Source organism: Virgibacillus sp., assembly GCF_013393565.1.
Taxonomy (GTDB): Bacteria; Bacillota; Bacilli; order Bacillales; family Amphibacillaceae; genus Virgibacillus; species Virgibacillus dokdonensis.
In genome coordinates, this window is record NZ_JABXHF010000035.1 from 1 (window position 1) to 13,492 (window position 13,492).

The 13,492-nt window shown below is 37.5% G+C and carries 9 protein-coding genes; 3 read left to right on the forward strand and 6 right to left on the reverse strand.

Annotated elements, in window-relative coordinates; all coding sequences use genetic code 11:
- Nucleotides 1-541: 541 nt before the first annotated feature.
- Nucleotides 542-1,822 (forward strand): hypothetical protein, encoded by a 1,281-nt coding sequence (locus tag HLX49_RS09150; RefSeq protein WP_101933285.1) that lies wholly within the window; start codon nt 542-544, stop codon nt 1,820-1,822.
- Between the two features lie 433 nt (nt 1,823-2,255).
- On the opposite strand, the gene HLX49_RS09155 is transcribed toward HLX49_RS09150, so the two are convergent.
- Entirely contained in the window at nt 2,256-5,420 is a 3,165-nt protein-coding gene (locus tag HLX49_RS09155; RefSeq protein ID WP_296361423.1) for an SNF2 helicase associated domain-containing protein, read from the reverse strand.
- Nucleotides 5,421-5,703: 283 nt separating this feature from the next.
- Here HLX49_RS09155 and HLX49_RS09160 point away from each other — a divergent pair, with 283 nt between their 5' ends.
- Together HLX49_RS09160 and HLX49_RS09165 are read left to right on the forward strand one after the other, a co-directional pair.
- Nucleotides 5,704-6,468: an ABC transporter ATP-binding protein gene (locus HLX49_RS09160; RefSeq protein ID WP_077702292.1), complete on the forward strand. Its 765-nt coding sequence runs from the start codon at nt 5,704-5,706 to the stop codon at nt 6,466-6,468.
- Between the two features lie 18 nt (nt 6,469-6,486).
- Nucleotides 6,487-8,355: an FtsX-like permease family protein gene (locus HLX49_RS09165; protein ID WP_296361426.1), complete on the forward strand. Its 1,869-nt coding sequence runs from the start codon at nt 6,487-6,489 to the stop codon at nt 8,353-8,355.
- A gap of 371 nt (nt 8,356-8,726) precedes the next feature.
- Here the strand turns inward: HLX49_RS09165 and HLX49_RS09170 are convergent, their stop codons facing one another.
- From HLX49_RS09170 to HLX49_RS09185, 5 genes are all read right to left on the reverse strand, one after another.
- On the reverse strand, nt 8,727-9,920 hold the full coding sequence (locus tag HLX49_RS09170; protein WP_237342824.1) for an MFS transporter: 1,194 nt from the start codon (nt 9,918-9,920) through the stop codon (nt 8,727-8,729).
- A gap of 142 nt (nt 9,921-10,062) precedes the next feature.
- Nucleotides 10,063-10,233 carry an HAD family hydrolase gene (locus HLX49_RS09175; protein WP_123059367.1) on the reverse strand — a complete coding sequence of 57 codons (171 nt, stop codon included), beginning with the start codon at nt 10,231-10,233 and terminating at the stop codon, nt 10,063-10,065.
- Between the two features lie 18 nt (nt 10,234-10,251).
- Entirely contained in the window at nt 10,252-10,347 is a 96-nt protein-coding gene (locus tag HLX49_RS17095; RefSeq protein ID WP_367112740.1) for an HAD hydrolase-like protein, read from the reverse strand.
- Between the two features lie 142 nt (nt 10,348-10,489).
- Nucleotides 10,490-11,815, reverse strand: coding sequence for a 6-phospho-alpha-glucosidase (locus HLX49_RS09180; protein ID WP_077702289.1), 1,326 nt, complete (start codon nt 11,813-11,815; stop codon nt 10,490-10,492).
- 21 nt (nt 11,816-11,836) lie between these two features.
- Nucleotides 11,837-13,438, reverse strand: coding sequence for a PTS transporter subunit EIIC (locus tag HLX49_RS09185; RefSeq protein ID WP_296361432.1), 1,602 nt, complete (start codon nt 13,436-13,438; stop codon nt 11,837-11,839).
- Nucleotides 13,439-13,492: the final 54 nt, after the last annotated feature.

Consider the following 13,492-nt stretch of genomic DNA (forward strand, 5'->3'; position numbering starts at 1 on the left):
CGAACCGATGATGACTTATCGTAAGGCGATTTCGTGAAGTCGCCTAGTTGCTGGGCGCTGGAGCCGGACGTGGCTAAATAACTTAGTTAGTTTATCCACAGCTGCAAAATTTTATAATTTCCTAGACAATTAGAAAAACTTTGCTTGTAGCCAAGTCTTATGGCGAAAAAACGCTGTCGTTTTTCTTATACTATAAACCATTACATTTTTTATACTTTCCTACATTGTAAGAAAAACTGATCTACCGCCAAGCCTCCATTGCAATAGCCTTTGCTTAGCTTATACGCTAAACATGGATATAACAGCTAATCCACCTACATGAAATATGGTAATTCCAAAAATATTCCATTTTATTTAGGAAATCATCTTGACAATTATTAGAAAATTCAATACCATATGACTATTACCTATTATTTTTACAACACACATCCATCTTTGACTATCTCATAAGAACTCCTCACCCATTCACTTTAATGCACTAGCGTAAATTAGTTCCACACCTATGATTAGGATGATTATAACGGAAACAGGAGCGATAAGAATGAAGATGAAAGTAGCGGTATTTAGCCCAAGAGCAATGCTAGACCGAGTTAAAAAAGTAGTACCTGTCGATAAAGAACTTGATTTTATGTTCTTTCCTTATGTCAGTTTGAAAGAAATGATCCACTTAGTCGAAAAGGCGTATGTTTGTGATATTTTCTTTTTCACGGAACAAGTTTCCTATTTGTATGTAAAAAGTAAAGTTGGAAAGAAGGAGCCTCCATGTATCCATCTTCCTCTAGATGAATACATGCTCTTAACAACATTATGTTTGTTGAAAAAGAATGACGAACAAGTTTGGAAGCGTATTTCTATAGATGTTTGCAATGATAAACCAGTCTATAAAGTGTTTTCAGAATTACATTTGCAAGACAATGATATCTATTTATTACAAACGAAGGAATCCATGTTACATCATTTGCAACCCATTATTGATTATCACGAGAAGCTATGGAAAGAGGAAAAAATAGATTATGTCGTGACATCATTTGAAGAAGTAAAAGATACGTTAAAACAAAAAAATATCCCCGTTCAAAAGATGCACACACCTACATTAAATATGGAAATAGCTATGGAGGAAATAAAACAAGTAGTAAAACTTCGGGATTATCAAGCGAATACGACCCAAGTTGTCATAGGATATATTCAGTTAAAGTCAAAAGAAGCTAAAGTACAATCTTTTGACAGTAACGAACAATTAAAAAAAATCATTCATGAATTTGCCCAAGAAAACCATGCATGTGTGATTACAAATAAACATAATCATATGATGCTATTCGGAACAAATGCTATGCTAGAGTACATAAGACAGCATTACCGTGACTTTCCTTTACTTCATGTCATTGAACGACGGTCACAACTCCCTGTCGCTATTGCGTTTGGTATCGGGCTGACAGCAAACACCGCAAAGGAGAATGCAAAAGCAGCTTTAAAAGCCTGTTTGGATACACAGGAAAGTAAATGTTTTTTAGTAAATGAAAACAAAGTGATGATTGGCCCTATAGGTGAGACGAAAACATTTGATACATCGAAACTATATCAAGCACTGATTCATAAAGCGCGATTAAACAATGAAATTTCTTATAATTTCATTCAATTCATAACATTACGCAATAATGAGCCGTTCTCTTCGCACGATTTCGCTTCGCATTATCAAGTTACGAAACGAAGTGCTGAGCGTACGATTAATAAACTTTTATCAGGCAAAGTTATTAAAGTAGCCGGAGAGGAAAAACCGTATGTAAGAGGGAGACCAAGAAAACTTTTCAATTTGAACATATAAACGAATAAGAAATGCACCCAAAAGTTACGCTTCTAGCGATTCCTTTTGGGTGCGTGATAAAGGGAAAGTTTAAACAAACTACATCCACCGATAGTAAGAGTGCTCTTATGAGGTGTGCCATTTTTGACACGATAATTTATCCTAGAACAAAGGCTCGGGGCGCCCGTTTAGCAACGTAGCGACTGGAACGAATCAACTAAAGTTTTAGGAATCACGGTGAGGAACGAACCGACGATGACTTATCGTAGGGCGATTTCGTGAAGTCGCCTAGTTGCTGGGCGCTGAAGCCGGACGGGGCCCATTCGGTTATTTGGTTACGCCATAGCATCAAATTTTATACTCTCTTATCCTTTAAGAAAAACTTGGCTCTGCAAACAAACTAAGTTTTTTCTAATCTTTACTTCTTTCTAGAGAGATAATCTTCTCTACCAAATTATATATTTAAAAGATCACGAACGTCATCTTCATTTAAGCTATTGAACATGGCATCACCTGGTTGAATGACTTGATCAATTAATTCGCGTTTTTTCTGCTGTAACTCATATATTTTCTCTTCAATGGTTCCTTCCGTAATTAAACGAATAACTTGCACGACATTTTTTTGACCAAAACGATGCGCCCGACCAGTAGCCTGATCCTCTACTGCCGGATTCCACCATAAATCATACAAAATAACCGTATCTGCCCCGGTTAAATTCAAACCAGTACCTCCAGCTTTTAAGGAAATTAAAAACACATCATTTTCCCCATTATTAAACCGTTCACTCATTTCTACTCTTTCCTGTGACGGTGTTTGTCCATGTAAATAAAAATAGCCAATTTGCTCTTTCTCTAACTCATCCTTAATAATCTCATGCATGGATGTAAACTGAGAGAAGATCAACATCCGTTTGCTGCTTTCCTGCGCATTTCGGACCGTTTCCATTAAATGCTCCAGCTTGCCTGAGTCTCCTTCATAGTTCTCAATAAACAACGATGGATGACAGCATATCTGTCGTAAGCGCGTAAGGCCAGCTAAAATTTTCATCCGGCTTTTTTGAAAGCCATTTTCACTCATGGATTGCGCCGCTTCTTGTTGCAACTGACGATGGTAGCCAATATATAAATCCTTTTGCTGCTTTGTTAATTCCGAGCTATGCACTGTTTCAATTTTTTCCGGGAGTTCATGTAGAACATCACCCTTCAACCGTCGTAAAATAAACGGCCTTGTCATTAGCGCGATTTTCTCATAAGGGAGTTGTTTAAACGTTTTATGATTTGGCATTAATCCCGGTAGAATCACTTGAAATATAGCCCATAATTCATCAATGGAATTTTCAATTGGTGTACCACTTAACGCAAAACGACGGCCCGCTTGCAGGCTGCGAATTGCCTTTGATGTTTTCGTTGCGTAGTTTTTAATATATTGTGCTTCATCAAGAATAAGTGTTTGAAAACGGATTTCTTTGTACAGCTCTACATCCTGCCGAGCTGTAGCATAAGACGTAATCCAAACGTTCATCTGCTTTGAATCAGCAAACTTCTGTTTCCGTTCTTGTGGTGTACCTGTTAAAATAGCCACCTGCAAATCTGGAGCAAATTTAGCAAATTCATTTTTCCAGTTATATACGACAGAAGATGGAGCAATAATTAAATGCGGCTGTGTGCTTGGTTCTGATGCAATGTACGCAATACTTTGTAGCGTCTTTCCCAGTCCCATATCATCTGCTAAGATTCCCCCTAGATGATATTCACTTAACGACTTAAACCATTGGTAACCAGCCTCTTGATAATTTCTCAGCTCTGCTTGAAGCTTATCGGGAAGTGGATACACTTGCTCTTCCGGTGATTTTAAATGATGCAAGAGCTTGCGGAATGAGCGATCATAATTTTTATCGGTTTGTAAAAGCTCATCAATTTGTACGCCACGATAGACGGGTACTTGCATATTTCCATCTGTGATAGCAGCTTTATCGATATTCATATCATCAAAAAACTGTTGCACAGATAAAAATGTATCATTCTCCAAAGATACCAATGCCCCACTATCTAGACGGTAATACCGTTTCTTTTCGACCACAGCTGATAGAATTTGCTTAATTTCCGACTCATCTACACCTTCAATATCAAACCCAATATCTAATAAATTGGATGCATGATCTACTTCTACATTCGCATAGGCTGTAGGCTCCTGTTCTACTATCAAGTTACGAATATCCGATGTTAAAAACAATTCTACATACTCATCCAGCTTTGGAATTGTATAATAAATGAAATCATACATCGCTTCTTCATCATCTATAGGAATATAAAGTTCTTTTCCGTTATAATGAAAATCTGCATATTCAATGAGTTGCATAATTTGTTGTTCTTTTTCCACATCACGAATGATAATAACTTCATTCGCTTCACGCTTGCCAAAGGGATCTATTTGTTCAGACCCATAATGGTATTCCAATTTCCCGACTATAAAAGCTTCCTTCACTTCTAAATAGAGCTTTGCTTCAAGTGGATATTGCACAATGTCTTTAGCAACATTCTCCGCTATAGAAACGTTACCTACCTTCTGCAACGATGGAATAACCGTAGACACAAATTCGTCCGCTTGATTTTTGGCAACAGGTAACCGCCAATGATGATTTTGAAAGCGCCGAAGCTGATTCATAATGGGGGCTTGATATTCGCTAGGAATATAAAACACGCCATCGGCAAACAAAAGATCATAGTAAGGAAGAAAGAATACATCATGTAGTGGTTCCATTTTCAATAATAATTCATCTCGATTATGCGCTGACAAAGAAAAGTCAAACGGCATGACCTCTTTTTCCACAGTTACAGTGGAGTACGTTTCCTTCATCGTCTCTACAAAGAAAGATCGTGATACGAGCTTCTCCAGCAACGTTTTCGCCTGCAGTGGAGGTATAATGATATAACGTTTGCTATCTTTATAGAAAAAACGATCATCCGTACGGTAAATACGCTCATTCTGCAAAATAGCATGTAACTGAACAAGAATATCCATATCTGCTTGGGCAAAACAATGCAGTTCCGGAACATAAGAAAAACGCTTTGTTAACGAGTATTCCCTTTTTTCCATGATATGTTCCAGCATGGAAGCAGCATCTTTTATGATATAACAGCGTTTTTCACCAATTTTCAATTCTAATTGCAATTGATCCTGATTATCTAATTTGCAAATATACTCCACTTTGAGTTCAACTTGACTCGGTGCGGGTGCTTTCATTTGCTCTGTTGGCGGAAGACTATTTAATGCAGCCATAAAGTTTTGCGTTAAACGATAGTTATAGGCTGAAAATTGATCTGCAGGATCATTCTTTTGATTAACAATTTTAATTAATACCGCAGCGATATGCTTACACGTACCATACGTATCAAATGCGGGACAATTACAATACGTACCTATTGAGCCGTTAGCAAAATTTTTCGCGTGAATTTCAACGGCATATTTCTCCGTGCCTTCTACGATCGCTGACCATTCTTGATGATTCCTATCAAATAATGGATCACTGACACGGCCTAGCTTGTAATATTTCAAACCTCGTTTATATATGGCGGATGGAAATAAGCTTTCCACATTAATATCACGAATTGTTTTCAAAATAAAGATACCTTCCTTTGCCAATTCTTATGTTTCTATTGTTAGAAAAACTTGGCTTACTGCCAAGTCTCCTAGCGGAAGCCTTCGTTTTTCTTATACTATAATCCACAAAACCTTATACTTTCCTATAGTATAAACAAATTCACCCTGTTTTTAAAATAATCTTCCTTCTTTATGAAGCTTTACTTACAAAAATGTAAGCTGGTTGAAAGGAAGTTCGATACCTATATTTTCCACCCAACGGTAAGCTAATGATAGAAAATATATTGTTGGAGGTAGAACGATGGCACAATCTGTCTTACAAGTAAACCATTTAAATAAAGTGTACGGAAAAAGGAAAGAAACACAATATCACGCCTTAATAGATATTTCATTTGAAATGAAACAGGGTGAATTTGTCGGTATTATGGGGGCTTCTGGCGCCGGAAAAACGACACTGTTAAACGTAATCTCTACTTTGGATCAAGCATCTAGTGGCTCTGTAAAAATTGCCGGTACGGATGTTACGAACATGAAGCAAAATCATTTAGCAGACTTTCGCTCCAAGCAACTCGGCTTTATTTTTCAAGATTTTAATCTATTAGAAAACCTTACTGTTTATGAAAATATTGCTTTACCTTTATCTTTACAAGGTGTTGCAGTGAAAAACATTAAACCAAGCGTACTAAAAGTGGCCAAAAATCTCGGCATTGAGGAGATTCTTCCGAAATATCCTGTAACCATATCCGGAGGGCAAAAGCAAAGGGTTGCAGCAGCTCGCGCGCTTGTACATGAACCTGCACTCATTCTTGCAGACGAGCCTACTGGCGCATTGGATTCTAAAAACGCAAGAAGCTTAATGGAAACATTCGTTCATATGAATGAAAATCTCGGCACATCCATTATGCTCGTAACTCATGATCCATTAAGCGCAAGTTATTGTCAGCGTATCTTATTCATTCAAGATGGTCAGCTATATAAAGAAATACATCGTACTCATAGACGGAATGAATTCCATCAAGATATTCTTGATGTCCTTTCTGAAATTAACAAACCAAATGAATGGTAATAGAAAGAAGGTGATCTCGTGTTAGTTAAATTATCTCTATCCAGTATGCGAAAAATGTTTAAAGACTATTTAGTACTATTATTTGGATTAACGATTTCCATTGCGATTTTTTATATGTTTCAAACATTAGCTCAAAATGAAGCTTTTGTGGAAGCAAATGCCATGATTAGTGCAACCATGTTTGTGTTCCATGTTGGGACATTTATTCTCGGATTTATTACGGTTTTCTATATTTTTTATGCCACCTCGTTTATTCAAACATTGCGACAAAAAGAAATGGCTATGTATCTAACTCTGGGGGCAAAAAAAAGTAAAATTACGCAACTCATGTTTATGGAGACGCTGTTTATCGGACTAGTCTCGCTAGTCATCGGTATTGTGATCGGCATGGGGTTAACAGCGATTATTGCCGATGTACTTATGGATATGCTTGATTTCTCAGCGGAAGCCACGGGCTTTAAAGCGATTTATACTTCTTCGATCATTACAACCGTTATCTTTTATATTATTTTGTTTTTATTAACATCGGTTGTAAATGCTTGGCAAATTGGCAAGAAAAAGGTGCTAGATTTATTACAAGCGGACAAACAAGAAGACGTTATTAAAACAAGCGGTTTGAAAACCTTTTTTGGTGTGTTACTTTCTATTATTTTAATGGTGATTGGCTACTACACCATGATTAATATTGCTGAATTGCAATATCTCGGAGTTATCCTAGCTACCATCACGATCGTGCCAGGAACATATTTCATCTTTATTTCTTTTTTGCCATACTTTGTGAAAAAGTTAAAACAAAACCGCATGTTAAATGAAACAGGCATTAACTCATTTACACTAGGGCAATTACGATTTCGAATGCTTAACTTAACCAAAGTATTAGGAACAGTAGCCATGTTAATTGCACTTGGATTAGGTGCAATGACAGCCGGGCTTTCGTTCTATCATAATATAGAGCTTCAAGCCTCTAGCTTTCAAGCAAATGATGCAGCAATCTATGAACCAACCAAGGAAGATTTAAAAACCATCGGAGCAATGGACGTCAGTGAAAAAAATACGTACGAGTATAAATTGACGAATGACGGAGTGTTCTTTCTTAAAGACAGCCTGTTAGAGAAACCACCTCTAGTTCCTCATTTCGATAGTACAATGGAAGCTATATCTGATATTCAAATATTACGTGTGGAAGAAAAACTACCTGCTTCTCTGTATACAATGGATGGCAAAGAAGGGGAAGAACTTCCAGATAAATGGTTGGATGCTATCTCTCTTGAATTAAATGCAAGCTATACTATGTTTGGCGAGACAACGGTTTATGTCGTTGATCAAAGCCATTATGAGAACGTAGATGCGAAAGAAAAACAGGTCATAGTAGTTAAAGCAGACGACTTTTCCAAGCATTTATCGTCATTCAAGCAACTGGAAGAAAGACAACAAGAAGTTGCGGAAAGCTATGTAGGTAAACCTGTCGATAATGCGGGTGGAAAATATAATAATTATGTCAGTTTAAAAAGTTTTTCCAGCGGCACCGTCTTTATGGGAATTTTTCTCGGTATTGCCTTTTTAATGATGATGGCGAGTGTGCTTATGTTTAAACTGCTATCAAGTGCCGGAGCAGATATCGAGCGCTATCACATGTTACGTAAAATCGGTGTTCGTAAGTCATTATTGCAACGATCCATATACCGTGAATTATTTCTACTATTTTTGTTCCCAGCCATTATCGGGCTTGTACACGTCTTAATTGGTATGCAAATGTTCTCTTTTATCTTAGTGGAACCTTATACAAAAGTATGGCTACCAATTATTATTTTCTTAGTCATCTATGGTTTATATTACGTGATTACAGTCCAATTATATAAACGGATTGTATTACCAAAACATCATTAATTGAAGAACAAAGGCGCAAGCGCCCGGTTAGCAACGTAGCGAGTGGAACGAAGCGACTGAAATAAAGGAATCATGGTGAGACGGTGTTGACGAACCAATGATGACTTATCGTAGGGCGATTCGTGAAGTCGCCTAGTTGCTGGGCGCTGGGCCGGACGTGGCTAAATAACTTAGTACGTTTATCCACAGCTGCAAAATTTTATAATTTCCTAGACCAATATAATAAGGAACCTAGCCTTAAACCAGCTGGGTTCCTTTTTGAGATAGGAAGATGAAAAAATCTTCCATACATGGGAACTTAGCCCAAACAAATCGTTTCATACACGAAAGGTATGAGCTAAAGGTCCTAATCGTATGGGGATTAGATTTGCCTAACGCACATCTTGCTTACGACGTACAGCAATGAATACGAGATACAAATACAATAACATGGATAGTAACACAGATCCTGCAGCTACAACATAAATCACACCATAATTAAATAAGAAGGCAATTTGTCCGAAGATAATGGCTCCCATACCAACACCTAAATCAAAAAAGGAGAAAAAAGTGGCATTCGCCATCCCTTTTCGATTTCCGGGAGCTTTTTCAACCGCCCATGCTTGTAAGGCAGGTTGAATCATTCCGAATCCAAGTCCATATAAACTAGCTGCAATAAGTAACATAGCTGTGTTAGGCAGCCAAGCTAACAAAATCATAGCGCCAAAAATAAGCACTGTCCCAGGAAGGAAAACAAATAAATGCCCTTTCTGATCATAAATTTTCCCAGCAAATGTACGGGAAATCATCAGGAAAACAGCATACATTAAAAAATAGCCTTCAATTCCAGCAACTTCCTGTTCTGCAGCATGTAAAGGTAGAAAGGTTGCAATTCCTCCAAACGTAAACGTTACAAAAAACAGTAATAATGACGGATGAATAGCCGTTTTCTCAAAAAAATCAAACTTCAAAGCTACTGTCTTATGCTGCAATTGTTCTACTTTTTTATATTTAATTTTACTAGATAGAAGTAATGCAACAAGTCCAGCGGAAGCACATATGAGGAAAAAGCTAGAAAAGCTCATTTGACCAACAAGCGCTAGACCTAAAGACGGGCCAAAAGCTAATGCTAAATTACCAGCTAGTCCGAAATAGCCCATCCCTTCTCCACGACGCGAGGGAGGTATTAAATCCGTCGCAATGGTTCCAGTAGCTGTCGTTGAAAAGCCCCATCCTACTCCTTGTACGATGCGGAGTAATAGTAGTAGGGCAATACTGGAAACGAGTGCAAATGAGCCCACAGATACAACAAAGATAAGTAATCCGAACATATATACAAATTGTCTACCTTTTGACTCCAATGCATGCCCTGCATAAGGACGCATTACCAATGCTGAAAATGTAAATATTCCAACAATAATTCCGATCAATTGATCACTGCCACCAAGTTCTTTTACAAATAAAGGTAACGTAGGTAGCGTCATCTGAAAGCCTAAAAATATACAAAAATTAGCGAGACAAATAAGGATAAAGTCACGTGTCCAAATTTTTTCCTGTTTTGTCTCTGCCATAGGTTGTGCTGGCATACATCGCTCTCCTTTCTAAGCTGTCCGACCTTTTTCTTCGATACTCGAAATATATTATACAGAAGTAAAGAAAGAAAGCAATCTATTCCGCTTAGAAAATTTTATCCAGCTCCCTTTTCACCTAAAGTCTGGTGCTTTTGTATCATTGCGTCTCTTTTATATACGCCATAAAACCAGCGATGGAGTGACATTGTGTATCTGGTTGTCTAATGAATGTATCCGTCTGGTACGTTAGAAACCATTTGACTCCGACCGTATGCACATTTGCTTCTAAACCAGCTTGAATATCTGCTTCACTATCTCCGACAAACATTGCCGCATTAAGTTGTATTTACATCTTTTCTAATGCCTTATGAATTCCTTCTGGATGTGGCTTTGGTTGGCTTACATCATCTCCAGCAATTTTCACATTAAAAAACGCATTTATTAAACAACCCTTGCTTCATAGACAGCTCAAAAATGGCAGCTATCAAGCAAGGGTTGTTCACTTACTCTTCTGTTTATATAGTGCATATTGAATGAGTGGGTGCTTTACATGACAGTACCCTCTAACTAAAATTCATGAAAACTTATTTTAACTCTGGCCAAAATTCTCGATTAGCTTCGATAAGATCGTCTAAAATTTCTTTAGCTACTTTTGCACTTGGTACTGTTTTAGAAAGTGTTAGTGCTTGCCATAGTTTTTGATAACTACCTTCTATATACGCTTGGACAACTAATTTTTCTACTGTCACCTGTTGATACATTAACGCTCGTTCAAAATCTGGAATCTTTCCTTGATTTAAGGGTTCCACCCCATCTGATCCAATGAGACATGGGACTTCAACCATTGCATCGTTATCGAAGTTGGCTATAGCTCCATTGTTTTCTACAATCATAACCATTCTTTCATACGTATTAAATGCGATAGCTCGCGCAAGATCGACAATAAATGAAGCATGACTACCTATAGAAAATTCACTTCCTGAGGATGTACCTTTTGCAATAATTTCTCTTGCCGTAGAAAAGACTTCTTTTTCCCTGCCATCCATAACTTCATTTGCCCTCGTATATGTTGGGTTGGAATGGTTCACAACATAGTCAGGATAGAAATAATATTTTAAATACGTATTCGGTAGAAATCTCGGATCAACGGCGAGTAAATCTTTTGCCTTCTTATGCGTCTCCTGCCAGCTTGGGTCCATATGCTGTGTATCAACCTCGACTTGAGTCAAGTACCCATGTTCTTCTACATAATCTCTAATTTGTGGTAAGTATTCATTTCCCTCTTTATCTTTGATACTCGTCCACCAACCAAAATGATTTAAACCGAAATAACGAACGTCAAGGTCTTGTGGTGTTTTACCAATAATTTGTGACATTCTTCGTACCGTTCCTACTGGCATATCACAAATATTTAATACGCGAGAATTTGGACGTAATACACGACAAGCTTCTGCGACAATTGCTGCTGGGTTAGAGTAATTTAACATCCAGCAGTTTGGCGAATATTGCTCCATTAGGTCGATAAGTTCTATCATATCTTTAATGCTTCTCATCCCATAGGCAATTCCGCCTGGTCCACACGTTTCTTGACCAACCACACCGTGCTTTAACGGGATTTTCTCATCTAATTCACGCATTTTATATTTACCAGTTCGTATATGTGCAAAACAAAAATCGACGTCTGTAAATGCTTCTTCTGGATCAGTAGTATAAATATACTCCATATCAGGCGCCTTTTCCTTTAAAGTAATTGCCAATGCTTCCCCTAATACCGCCTGTCTCTCTGCATCATTATCATATAATTTTAATGTACGAATAGGAAAACGATCTAAATTATCCAAAAGCATCATTACAATTCCTGGCGTGTAGGTACTTCCGCCACCTGCTATTACAATCGAAAATTCTTTCATTGTTCTCTTCCTCTCTTTTATCTATTCTGTTTGTTCTCTACCTAAATAACCATCCACAGATTTACGCACAGTCGTTACTTGTAAACCGTACACTACCTGAACGTTTTTATCTTTAACAATGACACCACTGGCTCCTGTCTTTGTTTTTAATGTTTCTTCATCAACTAAGTTTGGTTGGCGCAATGTGAGTCGCAATCTCGTATAACAGTTTGTTATGGTATCAATATTTTCTGCCCCGCCAAGAGCCTCTACAATCAAGCTTGCCATATCGGTGTTCGCCGTATTTGTATCGTCTTTTGCTTTACCTTTACGCTTCTTTTCTTTGTAATCTTGTTTCGAGTACAATTTTGCTTCTTTGCCTGCATCTTCACGTCCTACTGTTTTGAAATTAAATTTGGTAATTAAGAAACGAAATACTACATAATAGATAACAAAGAATAGGATTCCGACGAAGATATACATCGGCCAACTTGTTTTCTCAAAGCCAAGTGGGACATTAAACAATAGAAAATCAATCATGCCATTTGGTCCAATTGCACGAACATCTAATAAATTTAAAGCCACCATGCTTAAACCACTTAAAGCAGCATGGACAACAAATAGAATTGGTGCCACAAACATAAAGGAGAACTCAATTGGCTCTGTAACTCCGGCAATAAAAGAAGTAAATGCAGCTGGAATTAAAATTGCTTTTACTTTTACTTTATTTTCTGGTTTGGCTGTATGGTACATCGCTAAACATGCTCCAATTAAACCAAACATTTTCGCAATGCCACGTGCATCCCAGATAACACTTTCTGATAAACGGGCTACCGCTGGATCAGCAATTTCCGCGTAGTAAATATTACGAGCCCCTTCTAAAACCTGGCCGCCAACTTCCGCTACGCCACCAAGTGAGGTGTACAGAAATGGCGTATATACTAAGTGATGTAAACCAGTTGGAATAAGTAACCTTTCTAACATGCCGTATAAAAACAAACCAAAATTCCCACTGTGTTGAATCAATGTGCCAAGATTGTTGATTCCATTTTGAAAAACAGGCCAAATATAAGTGAGAAGCACTGCCATTAATACGTTAACCGGAATTAAAACGATAAACACAAACCGGGAACCACCATATATTTGAAAGGCACCATTAAATTCTGTATCAATAAATTTATTATGAATAAATGCGGTTACAAGACCGAGCATAATCCCTAGGAAAACTCCCATATCTAATATCTGGACTCCTAACACCAATGTTTGTCCAGTTCCTTGCAAGGAATCAGCTTCGAGAAGCAAACCACTTAGCTCCATAAATTTATTCATTGCATTCACAAATACTAAATATCCTAATAATGCGGTAAATCCTGCTACGGACTTTTCTTTCTTTGCTAAGCCTACAGTTATACCAACAGCAAAAATTAAACCTAAATTACTTAAAATCGAAACTAATGAACCCGATAAAATGGAACCAAACCCAGTTGTGACAGGATTATCTAAAAACGGAATTATTTCAAGTAATCGTGGGTTTGTAAATACATTACCAAGAGCTATGAGAATACCTGCAATGGGTAAAATAAGTACTGGAATAAACATTGCTTTGGAAAAACGTTGCATTGCTTCCATCATCTTCTGCTTCAATTTAAAACACCCCCAGTAAATTTGTCGTATATTGTCGATGACATAAGTTAGTTT